The organism is Actinokineospora fastidiosa (assembly GCF_014648415.1).
In the GTDB taxonomy this organism is placed as follows: domain Bacteria; phylum Actinomycetota; class Actinomycetes; order Mycobacteriales; family Pseudonocardiaceae; genus Actinokineospora; species Actinokineospora fastidiosa.
In genome coordinates this window covers 561587-583097 of sequence record NZ_BMRB01000001.1, presented here as the reverse complement: position 1 = coordinate 583097, position 21511 = coordinate 561587, and the positions used below count along the sequence as shown (strand labels likewise).

At 72.5% G+C, this 21511-nt stretch carries 22 protein-coding genes and 1 riboswitch; of the genes, 11 read left to right on the top strand and 11 right to left on the bottom strand.

Annotation, left to right across the window (positions count from 1 at the left end; all coding sequences use genetic code 11):
• The first annotated feature begins 14 nt into the window (after positions 1–14).
• From ectB to IEY98_RS02655, 4 genes are all read left to right on the top strand, one after another.
• Positions 15–1271, top strand: a complete 1257-nt coding sequence (gene ectB, locus IEY98_RS02670; RefSeq protein WP_189208668.1) for a diaminobutyrate--2-oxoglutarate transaminase — start codon at positions 15–17, stop codon at positions 1269–1271.
• Positions 1268–1666 carry an ectoine synthase gene (locus tag IEY98_RS02665; protein ID WP_189208667.1) on the top strand — a complete coding sequence of 133 codons (399 nt, stop codon included), beginning with the start codon at positions 1268–1270 and terminating at the stop codon, positions 1664–1666. The genes ectB and IEY98_RS02665 overlap by 4 nt, the downstream gene beginning before the upstream one ends.
• Positions 1667–1695: 29 nt before the next feature.
• Positions 1696–2595 carry an ectoine hydroxylase gene (thpD, locus tag IEY98_RS02660; protein WP_189208666.1) on the top strand — a complete coding sequence of 300 codons (900 nt, stop codon included), beginning with the start codon at positions 1696–1698 and terminating at the stop codon, positions 2593–2595.
• Positions 2596–2727: 132 nt separating this feature from the next.
• Positions 2728–5505, top strand: coding sequence for an AfsR/SARP family transcriptional regulator (locus IEY98_RS02655; RefSeq protein ID WP_189208665.1), 2778 nt, complete (start codon positions 2728–2730; stop codon positions 5503–5505).
• A 748-nt stretch (positions 5506–6253) separates the two neighbouring features.
• On the opposite strand, the gene IEY98_RS02650 is transcribed toward IEY98_RS02655, so the two are convergent.
• Positions 6254–7021 carry an SGNH/GDSL hydrolase family protein gene (locus IEY98_RS02650; RefSeq protein ID WP_189208664.1) on the bottom strand — a complete coding sequence of 256 codons (768 nt, stop codon included), beginning with the start codon at positions 7019–7021 and terminating at the stop codon, positions 6254–6256.
• A gap of 193 nt (positions 7022–7214) precedes the next feature.
• Here IEY98_RS02650 and IEY98_RS02645 point away from each other — a divergent pair, with 193 nt between their 5' ends.
• Positions 7215–7853, top strand: a complete 639-nt coding sequence (locus IEY98_RS02645) for a DUF3159 domain-containing protein (RefSeq protein ID WP_229786501.1) — start codon at positions 7215–7217, stop codon at positions 7851–7853.
• On the opposite strand, the gene IEY98_RS02640 is transcribed toward IEY98_RS02645, so the two are convergent.
• The 3 genes from IEY98_RS02640 to IEY98_RS02630 form a co-directional block, all read right to left on the bottom strand.
• Positions 7808–8713, bottom strand: coding sequence for an N-acetylglucosamine kinase (locus IEY98_RS02640; protein ID WP_229786499.1), 906 nt, complete (start codon positions 8711–8713; stop codon positions 7808–7810). The two genes, IEY98_RS02645 and IEY98_RS02640, sit on opposite strands and share 46 nt — an antisense overlap.
• Before the next feature lie 77 nt (positions 8714–8790).
• On the bottom strand, positions 8791–9273 hold the full coding sequence (locus tag IEY98_RS02635; RefSeq protein WP_189208661.1) for a winged helix-turn-helix transcriptional regulator: 483 nt from the start codon (positions 9271–9273) through the stop codon (positions 8791–8793).
• A 47-nt stretch (positions 9274–9320) separates the two neighbouring features.
• On the bottom strand, positions 9321–10358 hold the full coding sequence (locus IEY98_RS02630) for an SIS domain-containing protein (RefSeq protein ID WP_189208660.1): 1038 nt from the start codon (positions 10356–10358) through the stop codon (positions 9321–9323).
• Between the two features lie 174 nt (positions 10359–10532).
• Between IEY98_RS02630 and IEY98_RS02625 the strand changes: the two genes are divergently transcribed.
• Together IEY98_RS02625 and IEY98_RS02620 are read left to right on the top strand one after the other, a co-directional pair.
• On the top strand, positions 10533–11279 hold the full coding sequence (locus tag IEY98_RS02625; protein ID WP_189208659.1) for a GntR family transcriptional regulator: 747 nt from the start codon (positions 10533–10535) through the stop codon (positions 11277–11279).
• A gap of 10 nt (positions 11280–11289) precedes the next feature.
• Positions 11290–12765 carry an MFS transporter gene (locus IEY98_RS02620; protein WP_189208658.1) on the top strand — a complete coding sequence of 492 codons (1476 nt, stop codon included), beginning with the start codon at positions 11290–11292 and terminating at the stop codon, positions 12763–12765.
• Here the strand turns inward: IEY98_RS02620 and IEY98_RS02615 are convergent.
• Positions 12755–13699, bottom strand: a complete 945-nt coding sequence (locus IEY98_RS02615; protein WP_189208657.1) for a threonine ammonia-lyase — start codon at positions 13697–13699, stop codon at positions 12755–12757. The genes IEY98_RS02620 and IEY98_RS02615 overlap by 11 nt on opposite strands.
• Before the next feature lies 1 nt (position 13700).
• Positions 13701–14354 (bottom strand): thiamine phosphate synthase, encoded by a 654-nt coding sequence (thiE, locus tag IEY98_RS02610; RefSeq protein WP_189208656.1) that lies wholly within the window; start codon positions 14352–14354, stop codon positions 13701–13703.
• Between the two features lie 21 nt (positions 14355–14375).
• A riboswitch (TPP riboswitch) is annotated at positions 14376–14482 on the top strand.
• Here thiE and thiO point away from each other — a divergent pair.
• From thiO to IEY98_RS02595, 3 genes are all read left to right on the top strand, one after another.
• Positions 14477–15550 carry a glycine oxidase ThiO gene (thiO, locus tag IEY98_RS02605; protein ID WP_189208655.1) on the top strand — a complete coding sequence of 358 codons (1074 nt, stop codon included), beginning with the start codon at positions 14477–14479 and terminating at the stop codon, positions 15548–15550. Its footprint overlaps the riboswitch before it by 6 nt.
• Positions 15547–15747: a sulfur carrier protein ThiS gene (gene thiS, locus IEY98_RS02600; protein ID WP_189208654.1), complete on the top strand. Its 201-nt coding sequence runs from the start codon at positions 15547–15549 to the stop codon at positions 15745–15747. The genes thiO and thiS overlap by 4 nt, the downstream gene beginning before the upstream one ends.
• A gap of 1 nt (position 15748) precedes the next feature.
• On the top strand, positions 15749–16504 hold the full coding sequence (locus tag IEY98_RS02595; RefSeq protein ID WP_189208653.1) for a thiazole synthase: 756 nt from the start codon (positions 15749–15751) through the stop codon (positions 16502–16504).
• Position 16505: 1 nt separating this feature from the next.
• On the opposite strand, the gene IEY98_RS02590 is transcribed toward IEY98_RS02595, so the two are convergent.
• The 3 genes from IEY98_RS02590 to IEY98_RS02580 are packed head-to-tail and all read right to left on the bottom strand — an operon-like array spanning position 16506 to position 18382.
• Positions 16506–17102: a DUF3558 domain-containing protein gene (locus IEY98_RS02590; RefSeq protein WP_189208652.1), complete on the bottom strand. Its 597-nt coding sequence runs from the start codon at positions 17100–17102 to the stop codon at positions 16506–16508.
• Positions 17102–18088: a hypothetical protein gene (locus tag IEY98_RS02585; protein ID WP_189208651.1), complete on the bottom strand. Its 987-nt coding sequence runs from the start codon at positions 18086–18088 to the stop codon at positions 17102–17104. The genes IEY98_RS02590 and IEY98_RS02585 overlap by 1 nt, the downstream gene beginning before the upstream one ends.
• A 3-nt stretch (positions 18089–18091) precedes the next feature.
• A complete protein-coding gene (locus IEY98_RS02580; protein WP_189208650.1) occupies positions 18092–18382 on the bottom strand; it encodes a hypothetical protein in 291 nt (96 codons plus the stop codon).
• 179 nt (positions 18383–18561) lie between these two features.
• On the opposite strand from IEY98_RS02580, the gene IEY98_RS02575 reads away from it, so the two are divergent.
• Positions 18562–18984 carry a MarR family winged helix-turn-helix transcriptional regulator gene (locus IEY98_RS02575; protein WP_189208649.1) on the top strand — a complete coding sequence of 141 codons (423 nt, stop codon included), beginning with the start codon at positions 18562–18564 and terminating at the stop codon, positions 18982–18984.
• On the opposite strand, the gene thiD is transcribed toward IEY98_RS02575, so the two are convergent.
• Positions 18950–19792 carry a bifunctional hydroxymethylpyrimidine kinase/phosphomethylpyrimidine kinase gene (gene thiD / locus IEY98_RS02570; protein ID WP_189208648.1) on the bottom strand — a complete coding sequence of 281 codons (843 nt, stop codon included), beginning with the start codon at positions 19790–19792 and terminating at the stop codon, positions 18950–18952. The genes IEY98_RS02575 and thiD overlap by 35 nt on opposite strands.
• Positions 19789–21435, bottom strand: coding sequence for a phosphomethylpyrimidine synthase ThiC (gene thiC, locus IEY98_RS02565; protein WP_189208647.1), 1647 nt, complete (start codon positions 21433–21435; stop codon positions 19789–19791). Before thiC ends, thiD begins: the two co-directional genes overlap by 4 nt.
• Positions 21436–21511 lie beyond the last annotated feature (76 nt).

The following is a 21511-nucleotide window of genomic DNA, read 5'->3' as shown; positions in this document are numbered from 1 at the left end:
TGGATGGTGAGCGAATGAACGTGTTCGAGACGACCGAATCCGAGGTACGCAGCTACTGCCGCAGTTGGCCGGTCGTGTTCGACCGCGCTGTCGGCGCCCACATGTACGACGAGTCCGGACGCGAATACCTGGATTTCTTCGCAGGCGCCGGAGCGCTCAACTACGGGCACAACAACCCGGTGTTGAAACAGGCCGTCGTCGACTACATGATGGCCGACCGGGTCACCCACTCGCTGGACATGAACACGGTGGCCAAACGCGAATTCCTGGAGACCTTCCGGGACATCGCGCTGGCCCCGCGCGACCTCGACTACAAGATCATGTTCCCCGGCCCGGCTGGCGCCAACGCCGTCGAGGCCGCGCTGAAGCTGGCCCGCAAGATCACCGGCCGCCAGTCGGTCATCAACTTCACCAACGCCTTCCACGGCATGACGCTGGGCGCGCTGTCGGTCACCGGCAACTCGATGAAGCGCGGCGGCGCGGGCATCCCGCTGGTGCACGCCACCCCGATGCCCTACGACAACTACCTCGACGGCAAGGTCGAGGACTTCCTGTGGTTCGAGCGGCTGCTCGGCGACAGCGGCAGCGGCCTCAACGAGCCCGCCGCGGTGATCGTGGAGACGGTGCAGGGCGAGGGCGGCATCAACGTCGCGCGCGCGGAGTGGCTGCGCGGCCTCGCCGACCTGTGCAAGCGGCACGGGATGCTGCTCATCGTCGACGACGTGCAGATGGGCTGCGGGCGCACCGGCCCGTTCTTCAGCTTCGAGCAGGCCGGGATCGTGCCCGACATCGTCTGCCTGTCGAAGTCGATCGGCGGCATGGGCATGCCGCTGGCGCTGACCCTGCTGCGGCCCGAGCTCGACGTGTGGGAGCCCGGCGAGCACAACGGCACCTTCCGCGGCATCAACCCGGCCTTCGTCGCCTCCACCGCCGCGCTGCGCGAGTACTGGACCGACGACACGCTGGAGAAGGGCACCCTGGCCAAGGGCGAGCAGATCGGCCGCGTGCTGGACGACCTCGCCGAGGCCCACGGGCTCAAGGCCAAGGGCCGCGGCCTGGCCAGGGGCCTGCAGTTCGCCGACGGCGACACCGCGGGCGCGGTCTGCCGGGCCGCCTTCGAGCGCGGCCTGCTGATGGAGACGGCAGGCCCCGAGGGCGAGGTGGCCAAGCTGATGCCGCCGCTCACCGTCACCGAGGACGAGGTCGAGCAGGGCCTGTCCGTGGTCACCGAGGCCGTGCACGCGGTGCTCGGGAAGGAGAAGAACGCATGATCGTCCGAACCCTGGACGAGATCACCGACACCGACCGCGACGTCAAGACGCCGAACTGGCGCAGCAAGCGGATCATCCTCGCAGGCGACGGGGTCGGGTTCTCGCTGCACGAGACCGTCCTCGAGGGCGGCACGGTCAACGACTTCTGGTACGCCAACCACGTCGAGGCGGTCTTCGTCGTCGAGGGCGATGGCGAGCTGCTCGACAAGGAGACCGGCGAGACCTACCGGCTCGCGCCCGGGTCGATGTACCTGCTCGACGGGCACGAGCACCACCAGCTCCGCCCCAGGACCAGGATGCGCACCGTGTGCGTGTTCAACCCCCCGGTGACCGGCCGCGAGGTGCACGACGAGAACGGCGTGTACCCCCTGATCGTCGAGCCCACCGCTTCCTGACACCTGAGGACCCCAAGGAGGACAGACGCATGACGCTGACCGACGTAAGGACCGAGGACCGCTACCGCACGCGCACGGCAGACCCGGTGGACCTGATCGAGCGCGCCGAGCCCACGGTGTGGGCGGGCGTGGACGGTCCGCTGGACGCGGCGACGCTGGCCGCCCACGACGCGCGCGGCTACTCGCAGTACCCGGGGCTGCTCAGTCCGGCCGAGGTGCGGGCCTACCTCGACGAGCTGACCCGGCTCGCCAGCGACGAGAAGCTCAAGGCCGACGAGCGCACGATCGTGGAGAAGGAGTCGGCGGAGGTCCGCTCGATCTTCGAGGTGCACAAGATCAGCGACCTGATCGCCGAGCTCGTGCGCGACCCCAGGGTGCTCGACCGGGCGCGGCAGATCCTCGGCTCGGAGGTCTACGTGCACCAGAGCCGGGTCAACTACATGCCCGGTTTCAAGGGCAAGGGCTTCTACTGGCACTCCGATTTCGAGACCTGGCACGCCGAGGACGGCATGCCGCTGCCGCGCGCGGTGTCGATGTCGATCGCGCTGACCGACAACTACCCGTTCAACGGCGGCCTGATGGTGATGCCGGGTTCGCAGCGCACTTTCGTGCCGTGCGTCGGGGAAACCCCGGCCGACCACTACAAGGCCTCGCTCAAGGAGCAGGAGATCGGCGTGCCCAGCCGCGAGCACATCACCCAGCTCGCCGCGACGTACGGGATCGACCAGTTCACCGGGCCCGCGGGCTCGGCGCTGATGTTCGACTCGAACATCATGCACGGCTCGGGCAACAACATCACGCCGTTCCCGAGGTCGAACATCTTCGTGGTGTTCAACAGCGTCGAGAACTCCCTTGTGGAGCCCTACGCCGCGCCGTCGCCCCGACCGGACTTCATCGCGGCCCGGACGTTCACCCCGCTTTCCCGCTAACCAGGAGTTAATGAGCGTTTACGCCATCCGGGTAGGGGATTCGTGAAATCGGGCGTCCAGTACGCCTGTCCCGCCTAGGTTGTCCTTTGCGTGCTCGGGGAGGAGCCGCAAAGGGGGTTGGGACTTGTGAATGTGGGAACAGCGGAGGGCGCGGAGCCGGTTCGGTTCCGCGTCCTCGGCCCGGTCTGCGCGACCCGCGGGGACGAGGTGTTCACCGTGGGCGGACCGGGAACGCGCGCGTTGCTGGCGATGCTGCTGCTCGACGTCGGACGGTCCGTGCCGATCGCGCGGATCGTGGACGTGCTGTGGAACAACGAGCCGCCGACGACCGCGCGCACCATCGTCCAGGGCTACATCTCCCGGCTGCGCAAGTGGTTGTCCACTGTGGACCCCGGTGGCGCGGTGATCGAGACCGAGGGGTCGGACTACCGGTTGGTGGTCGACCCGACGCGGGTCGACCTGTTCCTGGCCCGGTCGCTGCTGGCCGATGCCCGCGGCAGGCCCGCGCCCGCCAGGGCCGAGCTGCTGGCCCGCGCGCAGGAGCTGTGGCGCGGCCCTGAGCTGTCCGACATCGACCAGCGGGTGCGCGCGCCGGAGCTGGCCGAGCTGCGGTTCACCGTCATCGAGGCGCGCATCGACGCCGACCTCGACCTGGGCCGCCACGATGAGGTGATGGGCGAGCTGGCGGCCCTGGTGGACACCTACCCCTTCCGCGAGCACTTCGTCGCGCAGTTCATGCTCGCTCTGTACCGCGGCGGTCGGCGCGCCGCCGCTTTGGAGGTCTACCAGCGCTTCGCGCGCCGTGCCGCTGCCGAACAGGGCCTGGAGCCGGGGATCGCGCTGCGCGAGCTGCACAGCCGCGTCCTGCGCGACGACGAGAGCCTGTCCCGCTCGCCGGGGCCGGTGACGCCCAAGGTCGGCGTGGTCACGCCCGCCGAGCTGCCCGCGCCGCCGCGCGGGTTCGCCGGGCGGGAGCCGGAACTGGCCTGGCTGGACGGGCTGCGGCTCAGCGCGGACGGCACGGGCCCGGTGATCGGCGTGATCGCGGGCCCGGCCGGGATCGGCAAGAGCGCGCTCGCGGTGCTGTGGGGAGCGCGCAACGCCCAGCACTTCCCCGACGGCGTCCTGCACGTCTCGCTGCGCGGCTTCGACCAGCGCCGCCCGCCGCTGGAGCCCGCCGAGGCGCTGGCCCGCTTCCTGCTCGCGCTCGGCGTCGCCGTGCACGACGTGCCCACCGACCTGGCCGACCGCGTCGCGCTGTACCGCTCCCTGCTGGCCGGGCGGCGCGTGCTGGTGGTGCTCGACGACGCCCGCGACGCCGAGCAGGTGCGCCCGCTGCTGCCCGGCGGCGGCACGTCGCTGGCCCTGGTGACCAGCAGGCGCAGGCTGGACGGGCTGGTCGTCGACGGCGCCCGGCTGCTCGTGCTGGACATCCTCTCCGCGGGCGCCGCCGAACGGGTGCTCGAACACGTCGCCGGGCCCGCGCGCGGCGCCGACGAGGCGGTGGCCCGCTCGCGGCTGGTGGAGTTGTGCGGGTATCTGCCGCTGGCGCTGCGGATCGCGGGCGCGCGGCTGGCCGTCCGTCCGCAGTGGACTGTCGAGGACCTGGTGGCCGAGCTGGCCGACGAGCGGACCCGGCTGGCCGGGCTCGGGCTGCCGGACGAGACCGGCGTGCGGGCCGCGCTGGACGTCACCCTGCGCGGGCTCGACTCCGCGCAGGCGGGCACCCTCGGCATGCTGGGCGTGTTCCCGGGCCAGTGGTTCGACGTGTACGCCGTGGCCGCGCTGTGCGGGGTGCCCGTCGCCGAGGCCCGGGCGCGGCTGCACGCGCTGGCGGAGGCGTTCCTGGTGGTGGAGACCCGGGCGGACGTGTTCGGGATGCACGACCTCGTGCGGCTGTTCGCCCGGGACCTCGCGGGGGACTCGCTGACGCCCTTGCGGGCGTTGTTGCGGTACTACACGGTCGTCACCGACGCGGCGCGCAGACAGCTGCGCTGTGTCGCGGACGGGCTGAACCCGGCTGCGGACCCGGTGCCGCGGCCGGAGCTGTCCGACCGGGCGGCCGCGCTGGAGTGGTTCGAGCGCGAGTGGCCCAACCTGCTGGCCTGCCTCGCCGCGGGCGCGGAGGCGGGCTGCCACGACCTGGTGTGGCGGCTGGCCTGCTTCGCCGGGGAGTACCGCCGCGTCCGCCAGCGCCGCGACGACTGGGAGTGGCTGGTCGACGTCGGCCTCGACAGCGCCCGCGCCGTCGGCGATGGCCGGGGCGAGGTCCTGCTGCTGCTCAGCCGCATGGTCATGGCCAGCCGGTTCGGGCTGGCCCCCGAGCACTTCGCCGACGCCGAGCGGGCCGTGAAGATCGCCATCGACCTCGGCGACCCGCAGATCCTGGCGATGGCGTACAACGGGCTGTCGTCGGCGCACTTCAGCTCCCGCCGCTACCCGGAGGCCCTCGACGGGTACGAGCGCGCGCTGGTCCTGGCGCGGGAGGCGGGGAACCGGGTGACGGAGGGCAACCTGCTGAACAACATCGCGCAGGTCCACCTGAACCTGGACGACCCGGGCGCGGCGATGGCCCCCCAGCGCGCGGCGGTGGCCGTCTACCGGGAGGTCGGCGACCTCGGCTCGGTGGGCCTGGCCCTGGCCAACCTCGCCGAGCTGGAACACCTCATCGGCGACTACGCGGCCGCGGAGGCCGACGCGCGGGAGGCGGTGTCGCTGGCCGAGCTCAACGGCCAGTGCCTCACCGAGGGCTTCGCCAGGGAGATCCTGTCCCGCGTCCGCCGCGACGTGGGGGACATCGAGGGAGCGCGGGCGGAGCTGGTGGTGGCGATCGACCGCTACGACCAGATCCGCTCCCCCCTGGCGGACTCGGCCCGCGCCGCCCTCAACTCCCTCCCGCCCGCCGTTTAGCCGGGATTTAGCGGCACCCCACCCCCATCCGGCAAGCTGTTCCCCCGCGCCGCTCTGGCGCACACCCGGGCGGAGGGGGGAGCCCCGCCCGACGGGCCGGTCTGCGCCAAGGGGGGACGGCGCAGACCGGCCCTTGGCGTTATCCGGGCCGGGTGGCGGACGGCTTGGCAGGCCGCAGCGGGAGGCGGCGAAGGGCACTCGGCGACGCCCACAGGCCGAGTTGGGGCGCAGGCTCGAAGCCACGGAGCCGCCGATCCGGGAGCGGTCAGACCCGAGGTGCACCGACGCTGACGACGTTCCGGTGTCGGCGCCGGTCGGGCGATGCGGGGCTGCTAGCTGGCTGGGATGCCGGAGTGGGCGGCGGTGCCGCATTGTGGGGCGCGGGGCCGGTGCGGCGGTCAGGCGATGGAGGCTTCCAGCCAGGCGGGCGGCGCAGGCTGCTGCCGCGATGGGTGGCCGGGTACCGGGCCCGGTCGACTGGGTCCAGGAGCGGTCGGCCATGAGGTCGACCGGCGCTGGCGACGTGCCTGTGTCCGCGTCGGTCAGCCGATGTGGGCTTCTGGCCGGATCGGTTGCCGGAGTGGGCGCGGAGGTGCTGGGTGCTGCTGCGGTAAGGCGTGGTCGGGCGCGGGGCCGGTCTGGCCGGGAGCCGGAATCCCTCGCCGCGCGTCCGGCAGCCAGGTCCGCCGCGTCGCCTCCGGGTGGGATGACTCGGAGGCGACGCGGTGGCGTGGGCCGGTCGGAGTCCTCAGACGTGCTGGTCGAGGGGGGTCAGTTCGGGGCGCTTGGGGGTGAGGCCGTCGCCCAGGGATTCGCCGGTCAGTTGGCGGCGGACCCAGGGGAGGAGGTGGGTGGTGGTCCAGGCCAGGTCGGCCTGGCGCATGCGCAGCCAGCGCTGCGGCGGCTCCGGGGGGAGCGGGTCGCGCCAGTCCTCCGTGGTGGGCACGTCCAGGACCTCGGCGGCGCGCAGGGCGATGCGGCGGTGGCCCTCGGGGGAGAAGTGGAGGCGGTCGTCGCACCAGGCACGGCGGTCGTGCAGCGCGCGCAGGGACCACAGGTCGATCACGCGGGCGCCGTGGGTCTCGGCGATGGCGCGGACGTGTCCGTTGTAGATGGCGACCTTGCCGCGCACCCGGCGCAGCAGGGGCTGGACGTTGGGGTCGGGGCCGGTGAACACCGCGACCTCGCAGCCAGCGGCGCGCAGGCGCTGCACCGCGGACTCGAACAGGGCGGCGACGTCGTCGACGTCACTGCCCGGGGTGATGATGTCGTTGCCGCCGCCGCACAGCGTCACCAGCTGCGGACGCGCCGCCTCGGCGATCGGCACCTGCTCGTCGACGATCTCGGCGAGCATCTTGCCGCGCAGGGCCAGGTTCGCGTACCGCAGCCGCGGATTCTGGTCCCCCATCGTCGCCGCCAGCCGGTCGGCCCAGCCGACACAGCCCCGCGGCCCGTCGTCGCCGACGCCCTCGGTGAAGCTGTCCCCTAGCGCTATCCAGCTCTCCCAACCCGGCACCGCCCGGTCCTCCCCTCGAACCCGTTGGCTTCCCCAACCAACTTGCCCAATATCTCAAGTGGGCGCCCACCTACGCTACCGTCGGTTACCGCAGCGTATGACCGGCGGCCATTATCGCCAACCGATTTCGTGCCCTCGTCCATTCCCGGGGTTAGGACTACCTCACTTTCCGGGCGTAGGGCAGGCTGGAGGCGTGAGCGACTCCCTGGCCGACCTCCTCGGCGGCAGACGCGGCGCGCTGGACGCGACCGTGCCGCCGGTCGTGTTCGGCCTGGTCTGGCTGCTCGCGAACCACTCGATCGGGTGGGCGGCAGGCGCTGCCTGCGCTGTGGCGTTGGTCATCGCCGTCTGGCGCGGGTGCACCGGCGGCAAGGCGACCGCGGTGCTGGGCAGCCTCGCCGCCGTGGCCGCGGGCGCGCTCGTGGCGCTCTACACCGGCCGCGCGCAGGACTTCTTCCTGATCCGGCTGCTGTCCAATGTGGGCAGTGGGCTGGCCTGGGCGGTGAGCATCCTCATCCGCTGGCCGCTGCTGGGCGTGGTCGTGGGCACCGTGCTCGGGCAGAAGGCCCGCTGGCGTCGCGATCCCGACCTGCTGCGCGCGTACGGCAGGGCGAGCTGGGTGTGGGTCTTCGGCCAGTACACCTTGCGCTCGGTCGTGTTCGCACTGCTGTGGTGGTCGGGATCGATCTGGTGGCTCACCGTCGCGCAGATCGCGCTGTCGTGGCCGCTGGTCGCCCTCGTCCTCGCCGCGAGCGCGATCGTGCTGCGCAGGACGCTGCCCGCCGATCACCCTGGGTTACGCCACCCGCGCGTCGAGGTCCCCGCCGACTGACCGGAGAACGCGGCGATCACCGCGAGCCGGGCAGCGCCGAGGACGCCGTCCGCCGCGGTGCGCACGTCCAGGTGCGACAGCAGCTCCCGCACCCGCACGCCGACCGGGGTGTCCGGCGCGGCGACGGAGCCCGCGATCACGACCGGCCCGGTGTGGCGCACCCGGGTCGCCAGCCCGGCGAGGCCCAGCGCCGCCCGCTCGATGATGTCGGCCGCCACCGGGTCTCCCGCGTGGGCGCTCACCAGCGGCGCGAACCGGGCCAGCGCGATCGGCGGCGCGGCGTTCACCACCGTGATCAGCTCGCCGAAAGCGTTTGCCCCCGCCTCCGCGAGCACGGCCGACACGAACGGCCCCGACGGCGCCTCCCGCTGCAGCCCGTCCAGCGCCGCCCGCACCGCCTCCCGGCCGAGCCAGAACGCCGAGCCCTCGTCGCCCAGCAGCCAGCCGTACCCGCCCGCGGTCGCCGCCCTGCGGTGCCCGGCGATGCGCATCGCGATCGACCCCGTGCCCGCGATCAGCACCGTCCCGTCGGCCTCGGTGGCCCCCGACGCGAAGGCCACCTCCGCGTCCGACACCACCACCGGCGGCTCGGCCGCCCCGACGTCCGCCAGCGCGGCGGCGAAGCGCGCGAACACCGCGGGGTCGGCGTAGAGCTTCGACGACCCCGCCATCCCGATCAGGCACCCCGCGCACGGTCGGCCGCCCAGCGCGGCCCCGACCGCGGCGGCCATGTTCGCCGCGGCCGCGTCGACGCCGTTGGAGTTCGGGTTCGCCCCGCCCGCCGCGCCGCGCCCGACGACCGTCCCGGCCGCGTCCACGGCCACCGCTCGGGTGGTTGTGCCGCCCGCGTCGACCCCCACGGCGACGCGCGTTGCTCCATTCGGCGTAGCATGGGTGTCGGCCCGCTCCGTTCCACCCCCTCGACGGAGCGGGCTGCTCATGTCCCCGCCAGGCGGGCGCGCTCGTCCGCGGGCATCCCCGGCCCCGGCTCCACGACCACGCCTGCCGCCGTCAGCTCGCCGCCGCACTCGCCGCAGCTCACCACCGCCGTCGTCGCGTGACCGCACCCGCGGTGCCGCAGCAGCAGCGGCACGCCCGGCCCGTCGCCCAGCCACTGGTCGCCCCAGCGGATGATCGCCGCGAGCACCGGGAAGAAGTCGCGGCCCATGTCGGTCAGCACGTACTCATAGCGCGTCGGGCGCTCCTGATAGCGGACCCGGGTGAGCAGGCCCGCCCCGGTGAGCCGGTCGAGCCGCTCGGTCAGCGTGTTCCTGGCGATCCCGAGCGCGCCCTGGAAGGCGTCGAAGCGCCGGGTGCCGTAGAACGACTCGCGCAGCACCAGCAGGGTCCACTGATCGCCCATCAGATCCATCGTGCGGGCGATGGAGCAGGGCCAACGCGCGAACGAGGTCCTCCGCATCGGGCCAGTGTAGGGAGATCGTGAGATCGCGCACAGAGACCGAATGGCTACCGTGTGCGGGTCACCTTGCTCAGGCCGCGCGGCGCGTCCGGGTCGCCGCCTCGGGCCAGCGCCAGGCCGTGCGCCAGCCGCTGCAGGGGCAGGATCTCCAGGATCGGCGCCACCTCCTCGGGCGCCTCGGGCAGCTCGATCCGCAGCGTGGCGGGCACCGACGCGGCGGCGGAGCCCGCGGCGATGATGTCCGCGCCGCTGGCCGCGACGACCTCGAGCGCCTCGCGCACGGCGTCCCCGCCCCGGCCCGCGCTCGCCACCGCGACCACGGCCGTCTCCTTGTCGACCGCGGCCACCGGGCCGTGCAGCAGGTCGGCCGCGCTGTAGGCGCGCGCGGGCAGGTAGCTGGTCTCGGCGAGCTTCAGCGCCGCCTCCGCCGCGGTCGCCGAGGAGTACCCGCGGCCGGTCGTCACGACCCGGTCGACGAACCGCAGCCGCGCCACGGCCTCCTCGACACCCTCCGCTCCCAAAGCGGAGGCGCTCAACGCCCCGATGTCGGCGACGGCCTCGCCGGAGCCCCCGCGCACGGCGTCGATGAGCAGGTACAGCGACAGCAGCGTCGCCGTGTACGTCTTGGTCGCCGCCACGGCCAGCTCCGGCCCGGCGCCGATGTCCACCGCCAGCTCCGCGGCCCCGGCCAGCGGCGAGTCCGCGGTGTTCGTCACCGCGACCGTGAGCGCGCCGCGCGCCCGCGCCGCGTGCGTGGCCTCCACCAGGTCAGGCGACCCGCCGCTCTGGCTCACCGTCACGTACAGCACATCCGTCAGATCGGGCTTGGCCCCGTATAGCGTCGTCGTCGAGGGCGACACCGACCCAGCGGGAAGGCCCAGCAGCACCTCGGTGAGGTACTTCGCGTACAGCGCCGCGTGGTCGCTGGTCCCGCGCGCGGCGAACAGCACGAACCGGGGCCGCGCCGCCGCGATCCGCCCGGCCACGTCGGCGAGCGCGGAGCGGCGCTCGACCAGCCCGGCCAGTACCTCGGGCTGCTCGGCGATCTCGGCGCGCATGCGCTCGCCGGGGGGCGGGTTCGTCATCGACGGCTCCTCACGCGTTAAGGTCTAGACCAATCATAGCGCGGTGGCCGCCCCGGTAGTCCACATCAGCGGGGGTGGTTCACACCTGTTCACGCCCGTTCACCCGGGGTGTGATCGCGGAGACGGGCCTGGACAGGGCATTCTGTACGCGGGAGCGAGACACAGGAGGACACCATGCTGGAGATGTCCACTGCCGAAGGTTCGGTGGCCAGGGGGCAGCGCGAGCCCAAGTACTGGGGGCTCAAGCGCCATCTGCTCGACCTGCTCGGCAGCCTGCCGCCCGGCTCGCCCATCCCCACCGAGCGCTCGCTGGCCACCGAGTTCGACGTCTCGCGCACCACGGTCCGCCAGGCGCTGGCCGAGCTGACCGTCGAGGGCAGGCTGCTGCGGGTGCAGGGCAAGGGCACCTTCGCCGCCGAGCCCAAGGTCGCCCAGCGGCTGCAGCTGTCCTCCTACACCGAGGACATGATCGCCCAGGGCCGCGAGCCGTCGTCGAAGCTGCTGGACGTCTCCGAGATCCCCGCCGAGGCCGAGCTGGCCCGGCTGCTGCGCATCCGCGCCGGGGCCAAGGTGCTGCGCCTGCACCGGCTGCGCCTGGCCGACGGCGAGCCGATGGCCATGGAGACCACCCACCTGCCGCTGGGCCGCTTCCGGGGCCTGCGCCGCTACGTCAGCTCCGGCGGCTCGCTCTACCAGATCCTGCGCGAGCGCTTCGACGTCGAGATGGGCCACGCCGAGGAGACGATCGAGACCGCGCTGGCCGGTCCGCACGAGGCCGAACTGCTCGGCGCCGACGTCGGCATGCCCATGCTGCTGCTGTCCCGGCACTCCTTCGACGTCGACGAGCGCCCCTTCGAGTGGGTGCGCTCGGTCTACCGCGGCGACCGGTACAAGTTCGTCGCCACCCTCAACCGGCCGTGAACACCGGGCGATGAGCACCGTCCGGTGGGGAACACCCGCCGCGAGGGGCATCCTCGCCACCGCCATCCTCGGCTCGGGGATGGCCATGATCGACGGCACGGTGGTCAACGTCGCCCTGCCGCACATGGGCGCCGAGCTGGGCGCCGCCGTCGCCGGTCTGCAGTGGATCGTTGACGGCTATCTGCTCGCGCTGGCCGCGCTCATCCTCGTCGCGGGCTCGCTGGGCGACCGCTATGGACGGCGGCGCGTCTTCGTCGTCGGCGTGATCTGGTTCGGCGTCGCGTCGGTGCTCTGTGGACTCGCGTGGTCACCGCAGGTGCTCATCGGCGCGCGCGTGCTGCAGGGCGTCGGCGGGGCGCTGCTGACCCCGGGCTCGCTGGCCATCCTGCAGTCGGCGTTCGTCCGCGAGGACCGCGCGCGGGCCATCGGCGCGTGGTCGGGGCTGTCCGGCATCGCCGCCGCCGCCGGTCCGGTGCTCGGCGGGCTGCTGGTGCAGCTGTGGTCGTGGCGCCTGGTGTTCCTGATCAACGTCCCGATCGCCGCGCTGTGCGTGTGGCTGGCCTACCGGCACGTGCCCGAGACGCGCGGCGCGGTCGGCCGCATCGACGCCCGCGGCTCGGTGCTGGGCGCGGTGGGCCTCGCCGCGGCCACGGCGTGCCTGGTGGAGGCGCCGGTCCGCGGCCTGGACTGGCTGGTGGTCGGCTGCGGCGCCGTCGGCGTGGTCTCCCTGGTCGTCTTCGTCGTCCACCTGCGACGCGCGGCGGACCCGCTGGTGCCGCCGTCGCTGTTCGCCGACCGCACGTTCACGATCTCCAACGCGCTGACGTTCGTCGTCTACGGCGCGCTCGGCGGCGGCCTGCTGCTGATGGCGATGCAGTTGCAGGTGTCGCTGGGCTACAGCCCGACCGAGGCGGGACTGGCGGGCATGCCGATCACCGTCGTCATGCTGCTGCTGTCGTCGCGCTTCGGGCAGTGGGCGTCGAAGGCGGGGCCGCGCTGGTTCCTGGTCGTCGGCCCGCTGCTGGTGGCCGCCGGGATGCTGCTGCTGATCCGGGTCACGCCGGGCACGTCCTACCTCGGCGCGGTGCTGCCGGGCGTGCTCGTCTTCGGCATGGGCCTGGCCGTCGTCGTGGCCCCGGTGACGGCGACCGTGCTGGCCGCGGCGCCCGACGAGCACGCCGGGGTCGCCTCCGGGGTGAACAACGCCGTGGCCCGCACCGGGAGCCTGCTGGCCATCGCCGTGCTGCCCGCCGCGGCGGGCCTGTCCGGCGACGCCTACACCGACCCCGCCGCGCTCACCGCGGCCTGGCAGAACGCGCTGGTCATCGCCGCCGTCATGGCGGCCATCGGCGGTCTGCTGGCCATCGGCGTGCGCGGCAACGTGCTGGCCGAGGCGCACACGCCGGAGGAGACCGCCGACGCGCCGCACCCGGGCGAGTGCCTGCACTGCGACATCGACGCGCCGCCCACGCACGTCAGGAACTGAGGATCTCCGAGAGCATCGCCGGGTCGACGTTGCCGCCGGAGATGACCGCCACCGCCTTGCCCTCGGGCAGGTCGCGGAACAGGTAGCCGGCGACCGAGACCGCGCCGCTGGGCTCGGCCACCAGGTTCGCCTTGTGCGCGAGCAGCGCGACGGCCGCGCGGATCTCGTCCTCGGAGACGGTCACGATGCCGTCCACGTACGCCTGCTGGTGGGCGAAGGTCAGCGGGGACGGCTGGCTGCGCAGGCCGTCGGCGATCGTGCGGTTGCGGTCGGCCACCGACCAGTCGACCAGGCGGCCCTCGGCCAGGCTCGCCGCGGTGTCGGCGGCCAGCTCCGGCTCGACGGCCCACACCTGCGTCTTCGGCGAGCGGTTCTTGATCGCGGTGGCCACGCCGGAGATCAGCCCGCCGCCGCTGACCGGCACCAGCACCACGTCGGCGTCGGGCAGGTCGTCGGCGATCTCCAGGCCGATCGTGCCCTGGCCCGCGATGACGTCGGGGTGGTCGAACGGCGGCACCAGCGTCGCGCCCGTCTCCTCGACGATCTCGTACGCGCGCGTCTCGCGCTGCCCGACCGCGCACAGCACGACCTCGGCGCCGTGCGCACGGGTCGCGTCGATCTTGACCCGCGGGGTGTCCTCGGGGACCACGATCCACGCCCGGATGCCGAACTCGCGCGCGGCGTAGGCCACGGCCTGGGCGTGGTTGCCGCTGGAGTACGCCACGACGCCGAGCGCGCGCTGCTCGTCGGTCATCCTGGCGATCGTGTTGTACGCGCCGCGGATCTTGAACGCGCCGATGGGCTGCAGGTTCTCCGGCTTGAGCCAGAGCGGGCCGCGCGGGGCCCACGGGCAGGGCAGCAGCGGCGTGCGCACGGCGGTTCCGGCGACGCGACCGGCCGCGGCTTCGATGTCGGCGAGGGTGACCAGGTCCACGTCAGCCAGTCTGCCTCAGCGCGGCGAGCAGATTCGCCGCCGCGGCGGCCGGATCGGTGGCTTCGGTCACAGCCCGCACGACCACGACACGCTCCGCGCCCGCGCGGGTGACCTCCGCGATCCGTCCCTCGTCGATGCCGCCGATGGCGAACCACGGCCGGTCCGGGCGCAGCGCCGCGGTCGCGCGCACGAGGTCGAGGCCGGGGGCCGGGCGGCCGGGCTTGGTGGGGGTGGGCCAGCAGGGCCCGGTGCAGAAGTAGTCGACGCCGGGCTCGCGCGCCGCGGCCGTGGCCTGATCGAGGTCGTGGGTGGAGCGCCCGATGGCCATGTCGTCGCCGACGACCGCGCGGGCGAGCGGGACCGGCAGGTCGTCCTGCCCGAGGTGCAGGATGTCCGCGCCCGCCGCCTTGGCCACGTCGGCGCGGTCGTTGACCGCCAGCAGCGCGCCGTGCTCGGCGCACCGCTCGGCGATGACCGCCAGCGCGGCCAGCTCCGGGCGCGCCTCCAGGCCCTTCTCCCGGAGCTGGACGACGTCCACGCCCCCGGCCAGCGCCGCGTCGACGAACTCGCCCAGGTCGGGCCGCAGCCCCGTGCACAGGTACAGGCGGGCGGCGGCCAGCCGGTCGCGGATCTGGGTGGCGTCTAGTCCGGGCATGCGGTTCACGCTACGGTTGGGACCTGGTCGCACGGGAGTCCGGGTACGGGCTGAGAGGGAGCTGCGCCGCTCCGACCGTCGAACCTGATCCGGGTCATGCCGGCGCAGGGAGCGTGGGAACTGTGGAAAGCGTTGCCGTCGTGGGTGGCGGTGTCATCGGCCTGTCGTGCGCGTGGCGGCTCGCCGCCGCCGGGCACCGGGTCCGGCTCATCGATCCGGCGCCCGCCCGGGGCGCGTCCTGGGTGGCGGGCGGGATGCTGGCGCCGCTGACGGAGTCGTGGCCGGGCGAGGAGGCCGCGCTCGACCTCGGCGCCGCCGCGCTGGAGCGCTGGCCGTCCTTCGCCGACGAGCTGGGCTTCGAGCTGCGCCGGGAGGGCACGCTCGTCCTGGGCGTCGACTCGGCCGACACGGCCACGCTCGACGTCCTGGCGGACTTCCTGGCCGCGCGGGGCCGCGAGGTGGACCGGCTGACCGGCCGCGCGGCGCGCGCCCTGGAGCCGTGCCTGGGGCCGCGGGTGCGGTCGGCGTTGTCGGTGCCGGGGGACCTGGCGGTCGACAACCGGGCGCTGCTGGCGGCCCTGCTGCGCGCGTGCGACGCCGTGGAGTTCGTCGCGGAGCAGGCCGTCGCGGTCCGGCCGGGCCGGGTGGAGTTCGCCGGGCACGCGCTGGACGCGGACGTGGTCGTGGTGACCGCGGGCGCCCACAGCCGCGGCCTGCACCCCGCGCTGACCGGCGTGGTGCGGCCGGTGAAGGGGGAGATCCTGCGGCTGCGGGCGCGGGCGGGCACGCTGCCGCCGCCGTCGCGGACCGTCCGCGCCCTGGTCGCGTCCCGCCCGGTGTACCTCGTGCCGCGCGCCGACGGCGAGCTGGTCCTGGGCGCGACGCAGCACGAGGTCGGCTACGACACCGAGGTGACGGCTGCGGGCGTGCGCGACCTGATCGCCGACGCCGAGCAGGTCATGCCGGGCATCGGCGAGTACGCGCTGGTCGAGACCGCCGCGGGCCTGCGCGCGGGCAGCCCGGACAACGTGCCGGTGATCGGGTGGCTCGAACCCGGCGTGCTCGCCGCCACCGGCCACCACCGCAACGGCCTGCTGCTGGCCCCCACGACCGCCGACGCGGTGGTGGCGCTGGTGGCCGGGGAGCCGGAGCCCGCGGCGACGTCGCCGTCCCGCTTCGCGAAGGGAGTCCGATGAGGATCGTCGTCAACGGCGTGCCGCGCGAGGTCGCCGACGGCGCGACCGTCGCCGAGGTGCTGGCCGCGCTCGGCCTGCCGTCCGCGGGCATCGCCGTGGCCGTCGACGGTGCGGTGGTGCCGCGCGCGTCGCACGCGGTGACCGTGGTGGCGCCGGAGGCGTCGCTGGAAGTCCTGACCGCTGTCCAGGGAGGCTGACATGGACGACCCGCTCGTCATCGCCGACCGCGAGTACTCGTCGCGGCTGATCACCGGCACCGGGGGCGCGGCCAACCTCGCCGTCCTCGAACGCGCCCTGGTCGCCTCCGGCACCGAGCTGACCACGGTCTCGCTGCGCCGGGTCGACGCGGGCGGCGGCACCGGCGTCCTCGACCTGCTGACCCGCCTGGGCATCGACCCGCTGCCCAACACCGCGGGCTGCCGGACGGCCGCCGAGGCCGTGCTGACCGCTCAGCTGGCTCGCGAGGCCCTGGGCACGAACTGGGTGAAGCTGGAGGTCGTCGCCGACGACCGCACCCTGCTGCCCGACCCGGTCGAACTGCTGGACGCGGCGACGACCCTGGTCGACGACGGCTTCGTCGTCCTGCCCTACACCAACGACGACCCGGTGCTCGCCCTGCGGCTCGAGGAGGCGGGCTGCGCCGCCGTCATGCCGCTGGGTTCGCCGATCGGCACCGGCCTGGGCATCCGCAACCCGCACAACATCGAGCTGATCGTGGCGCGCGCGTCCGTCCCGGTCATCCTCGACGCCGGGATCGGCACCGCATCCGACGCCGCGCTGGCCATGGAGCTCGGCTGCTCGGCCGTCCTCCTGGCCACCGCCGTGACCAGGGCGGAAGACCCCGAACGCATGGCCGCCGCGATGCGCCACGCCGTCACCGCAGGCCGCCTCGCCCGCGCCGCGGGCCGCATCCCCCAACGCTTCTGGGCCCAAGCCTCAAGCCCGCCGAGGTGACTCACACCCCCAACCGCCCCACGACGATCTCCGCCGCGGAGACGGCCGAGTCGCAGGTGTCGGCGAAGTCGGGTGCGGGCTTCCCGGGGCGGTAGTCGATGCGGAATCCCTGGTCGCTGTCGGTTCCGACCGCGACGTAGCAGCTGTCCCCGGCTTCTCCGGAGCCGTATCGGACGGCGGGCATCCCGCTGATCTCGAGCGGCTCGAAGACCTCGGACGAAGTCTTGTGGTGGTAGGCCATCACCAGCGGCGACCCGACCGGCGATGCCTCGAACAGGGCCAGGTCGAGGCTGCCCGCGTCGAGGTCGCCCGAGGAAGAGCAGGAAGCCAGGTCCCGGCTGAACTGTTCAAGCTGCCGCACCTCGGCGCCGAGGTCGAACTCCCGAAGGTCTTCCACCGGAGTCAGCGCGCACGGCTTCGAGAGATACGGATCCATATCGATCGGCCGGTGTACTGGTGGAGCCGACGGTGTCGGCAACGCCGCACTCGTCGATGTCGGCCGCGGTGCTGTGGTCGGGTCGCCGCCGATCGCCTTCGAGCAGCCGCTCGCTAGGAGCAAGACGCTGAAAGCGATGGCTCCCGTGGTCACCCTGTGCATCAACGGTCCTCCTCAGGAGCAAGGCGTCGTCGAACCGCGCTTGTGGAGATGTCCGACGACGCGCTTCCGCCTGCCGCCATCCGCTCTCGCTCGTTCTCGACCCGTTGGTTGAATTCGTCGTCCGGGAGCCTTTCCTTCGTGAAGAAATGCTCGTAACGAAAGTCGGGGCTGTCGACGTCGGTGTTCGACGGCAGCGGGCGGTACATCGAGAAGGCCTCGTCGGCCAAGTCGCCGTCCGCCAGTCGCAGCGAGTGGCTGATCGCGTCGAGTTCCGCCTCGTAATCCCGGCGCAGCCGGTCCTCCTCGTGCACGTAGGAGCCGAGCACCTCGTTGAAGTCGGCTCCCTTGATCCCGTAGTCCACCGTCTCCACGGCGAAATCGATCACTCCCTGCGCAACCGTGGCCAAGGCGGTCCTGGGGTCCGCGAGGGCGCCGATCACGGTCTTCGCGATGCCGCCGCCGATCTTCAACGCGAACGCCGCTCCGGACTGCTCGCCGTCCCTGATCACCTTGTCAATGGCGCTGACCGTGTTGTCTGCCAATTCCAGGTAGTCCCGGCGAACATGTGTCGCCACCGCGACCGATGCGCCCAGAGCGCCAACCGACCTGGTGATGAGATCACTATGGCGATTGGTGAAAGCTTCGATATGTGTGAGTTGCTGACGAAAGGCGTCCGCAGCGGGGCCAAGCCAGTCCGACAGGTGATCGCGGGCCTGCCGCATGGCTGCCCTGAACTCCTCGGAAAGATCATATGCCACCGCGCTCGCGGCGGACTGCACGCGCTCCATCTCGTCTATGATCTTCTGTGGGTCCAGCGTGATGAACGACTCGGACCGCTGATGGAACATCGGTTTGTTCGTGGCGAGCCAGTTGTGCGCGGTTTCGGCGCCGAACGGGTTGGTGTGCACCATGAGTTCGAAGAACTTCTGGGCGAGTAGGTCGGCGCTGGTGTGGATATCGGCCTCTGAGGGCCAGGGACCGGCCATTGTTCACCCCTGTCCGTCGGCTCGGCGGTACAGGAGGACTATCTCTTCCAGGGCTTGGGCGGTCTCGTGGATGATGCCGACCGCATCCACCAAGCGAGCGGCCAGGTTGTCGCTATAAGTGGCGTACGTCACCTGGAGTGCGTCGAGGGCGGGAAGGCTTTCTCCGCCGTCGCGGCGTAATCCCTCGTGCTGCTTGAGGAGGGAGGCCGGGCGGGCGAGGTGGAAGGCCGCCTGCGGTAGCGACACGGTCGCTGCTTGATGCGCGCGGTCGACGTCGACCTCGAATCCGGACACGATTCCCCCTGGTGTTTCGGGCTGCCGGACCCAGAATGTAGCGACGTGGATGCGTTATGTACGCCGAACGCGGATATGTAGATCGATTGGGCTAACGGCGAACTGCGCGACCGAGGGCTGGCGTGCGGCTGGCGGAGGGTGGGGTTCGTCCGCTCCCCGGATGCGGCCACAATAACCGGATGAGCTCTGCGGAGACTGACATCGCGGCCCGGCTGTACCTGGCGATCGGGCGGCTGTCGCGGTCGCTGCGGCGGTCCGGCAGTGCCGGGCTCGGCCACGGGTCGATCTCGGCTTTGTCCACTTTGGTCACATCGGGCGAGCAGCGGCTCGGTGACCTCGCCGCGCGGGAGAACGTGGCCGCGCCGACGATGTCGCGGATCGTGGCCGCGCTCGTGGAGGCGGGCTACGTCGGGCGCGAGCCCGATCCGGCCGACCGGCGGGCCTGGCTGGTGAAGGCCACCGAGGAGGGCGCGCGGATCGTCTCCGGCGTGCGCTCCAACCGGGTGCGCGACCTCGGCAAGCGGCTTGACCGGCTCACCGAGGCCGAGCTGGCCACCCTGGTCGCCGCTATCCCCGTGCTGGAGTCGCTGCTGGCGGAGTGAGGAACGCCGCCGCGTCCGGCAGCCGCCACAGCGGCGACACCGGGCCGACGCCCGCCCCCAGCGGGTACGCGTGCCGCACCGACTCCACGATGAACGCCTTCGCCGCGCGCACGGCGTCCGGCAGCGTGTTGCCCTTCGCCAGCGCCGAGGTCACCACCGACGCCAGCGTGTCACCGCTGCCGTGGGTGTGACGCACGTCGAAGCGCGGGCCGTCCAGCTCGACGAACTCCGATCCGTCGTAAAGAAGGTCCACACAGGACGGATCGGTCCACAGGTGCCCGCCCTTGACCAGCACCCACTTCGGGCCGAACGCGTGCAGCGCCTTGGCCGCCTCCCGCTGCCCGGCCCGGTCGGTCACGTCGATGCCGGTCAGCAGCCGGACCTCGTCGAGGTTCGGGGTGATCAGGGTCGCGCGCGGGAACAGCAGCGTCTTCAGCGCGTCCAGCGCCTCGTCGCGCAGCAGCTGGTCGCCGTGCATCGACGCGGCCACCGGATCGACCACGAGCGGTCCGATGTGGACTTCATCGACGGCGGCGGCCACCGCGGCGATGGTCTCCGCGGTGGCCAGCATGCCCGTCTTCGCCGCCTGCACGCCGATGTCGGTGGCGACCGCGCGGATCTGCGCGGCCACCACCTCCGGCGGGATCACCGTGTAGCCGCTGACGCCCACGGAGTTCTGCACCGTCACCGCGGTCACGGCGGTCATGCCGTGCACGCCGCAGGCGAAGAACGTGCGCAGGTCGGCCTGCAGCCCGGCGCCGCCGCCGGAATCCGACCCGGCGATCGTGAGCGCCCGCGGCGGGGTCACTTGACCACCGGCAGGTACACCTTGCCGCCCTGGTCGGCGAACTCCTCGGACTTGGCGGCCATGCCCGCCTCGATGGCCTCCGCGGAGTCGAGCCCGTGCTCCTCGGCGTAGCGGCGCACGTCCTGGGTGATCTTCATCGAGCAGAACTTCGGCCCGCACATCGAGCAGAAGTGCGCGGTCTTGGCGGGCTCGGCGGGCAGCGTCTCGTCGTGGAACGAGCGCGCGGTGTCCGGGTCGAGCGAGAGGTTGAACTGGTCGGTCCAGCGGAACTCGAAGCGCGCCTTGGACAGCGCGTCGTCGCGCTCCTGCGCGCGCGGGTGGCCCTTGGCCAGGTCGGCGCTGTGCGCGGCGATCTTGTAGGTGATGACGCCGGTCTTGACGTCATCGCGGTTGGGCAGGCCCAGGTGCTCCTTGGGCGTGACGTAGCACAGCATCGCCGTGCCCAGCCAGCCGATCTGCGCCGCGCCGATGGCCGAGGTGATGTGGTCGTAGCCGGGGGCCACGTCCGTCGCGAGTGGACCGAGGGTGTAGAACGGCGCCTCGCCGCACAGCTCCTCCTCCAGCCGCACGTTCTCGGCGATCTTGTGCATCGGCACGTGCCCGGGTCCCTCGATCATCACCTGGACGTCCTTGGCCCTGGCGATGTGCGTCAGCTCACCGAGGGTGCGCAGCTCGGCGAACTGGGCCTCGTCGTTGGCGTCGGCGATCGAGCCCGGGCGCAGGCCGTCGCCGAGGGAGAAGGTCACGTCGTAGGCGCGCAGGATGTCGCAGAGCTCCTCGAAGTGCGTGTAGAGGAACGACTCCTTGTGGTGGGCCAGGCACCACGCCGCCATGATCGAGCCGCCGCGGGAGACGATGCCGGTGACGCGCCGCGCGGTGAGCGGCACGTACCGCAGCAGCACGCCCGCGTGCACCGTCATGTAGTCGACGCCCTGCTCGCACTGCTCGATCACGGTGTCGCGGTAGACCTCCCAGCTCAGCTTGGCCGGGTCGCCGTTCACCTTCTCCAGCGCCTGGTAGATCGGCACGGTGCCGACCGGGACGGGGGAGTTGCGCATGATCCACTCGCGGGTCTCGTGGATGCGCTTGCCGGTGGACAGGTCCATGATCGTGTCGGCGCCCCAGCGGGTCGCCCACACCATCTTCTCCACCTCCTCCTCGATCGAGGAGGTCACCGCCGAGTTGCCGATGTTGGCGTTGATCTTGACAAGGAACTTCTTGCCGATGATGGCGGGCTCGACCTCGGGGTGGCGGCGGTTGACCGGGATCACCGCCCGGCCGATCGCCACCTCCTGCCGCACGAACTCGGGGTCCATGCCCTCGCGCGCGGCGACGAAGCGCATCTCCTTGGTGATGATCCCGGCCTTGGCGTACGCCAGCTGGGTGACGGCGCCGTTCACCGGCTCACGCTCGGCGATCCAGGACTCGCGCAGCCGCGGGAGTCCGGAGTGGACGTCGATGTGGGCATCGGCGTCGGTGTACGGGCCGGAGGTGTCGTAGAGGTCGAGGTGTTCGCCGTTGGTCAGCTCGACCCGGCGCACGGGGACGCGCAGGCCGTCCACCTCGGTGTAGCGCTTGTGCGAGCCCTCGATGGGCCCGGTGGTGACGGCAGGACGCACGGAACGGTCGTCAAGAGCGGTCACGGGGACGCTGTCCTTCCTACGCCGGCATTACCCGGTCAGGTTCAGCGGTCGGCGACACCGGTGTCGGTCGCCCTCT

What these genes read in the sequence shown, in the direction of transcription:
- ectB (WP_189208668.1), top strand. Translation starts at nt 15, where the DNA reads ATGAACGTGTTCGAGACGACCGAATCCGAGGTACGCAGCTACTGCCGC.
- IEY98_RS02665 (WP_189208667.1), top strand. Translation starts at nt 1,268, where the DNA reads ATGATCGTCCGAACCCTGGACGAGATCACCGACACCGACCGCGACGTC.
- thpD (WP_189208666.1), top strand. Translation starts at nt 1,696, where the DNA reads ATGACGCTGACCGACGTAAGGACCGAGGACCGCTACCGCACGCGCACG.
- IEY98_RS02635 (WP_189208661.1), bottom strand. Translation starts at nt 9,273, where the DNA reads ATGCGGAGGACCTCGTTCGCGCGTTGGCCCTGCTCCATCGCCCGCACG.
- IEY98_RS02630 (WP_189208660.1), bottom strand. Translation starts at nt 10,358, where the DNA reads ATGACGAACCCGCCCCCCGGCGAGCGCATGCGCGCCGAGATCGCCGAG.
- IEY98_RS02625 (WP_189208659.1), top strand. Translation starts at nt 10,533, where the DNA reads ATGCTGGAGATGTCCACTGCCGAAGGTTCGGTGGCCAGGGGGCAGCGC.
- IEY98_RS02620 (WP_189208658.1), top strand. Translation starts at nt 11,290, where the DNA reads ATGAGCACCGTCCGGTGGGGAACACCCGCCGCGAGGGGCATCCTCGCC.
- thiE (WP_189208656.1), bottom strand. Translation starts at nt 14,354, where the DNA reads ATGCCCGGACTAGACGCCACCCAGATCCGCGACCGGCTGGCCGCCGCC.
- thiS (WP_189208654.1), top strand. Translation starts at nt 15,547, where the DNA reads ATGAGGATCGTCGTCAACGGCGTGCCGCGCGAGGTCGCCGACGGCGCG.
- IEY98_RS02595 (WP_189208653.1), top strand. Translation starts at nt 15,749, where the DNA reads ATGGACGACCCGCTCGTCATCGCCGACCGCGAGTACTCGTCGCGGCTG.
- IEY98_RS02590 (WP_189208652.1), bottom strand. Translation starts at nt 17,102, where the DNA reads ATGCACAGGGTGACCACGGGAGCCATCGCTTTCAGCGTCTTGCTCCTA.
- IEY98_RS02585 (WP_189208651.1), bottom strand. Translation starts at nt 18,088, where the DNA reads ATGGCCGGTCCCTGGCCCTCAGAGGCCGATATCCACACCAGCGCCGAC.
- IEY98_RS02575 (WP_189208649.1), top strand. Translation starts at nt 18,562, where the DNA reads ATGAGCTCTGCGGAGACTGACATCGCGGCCCGGCTGTACCTGGCGATC.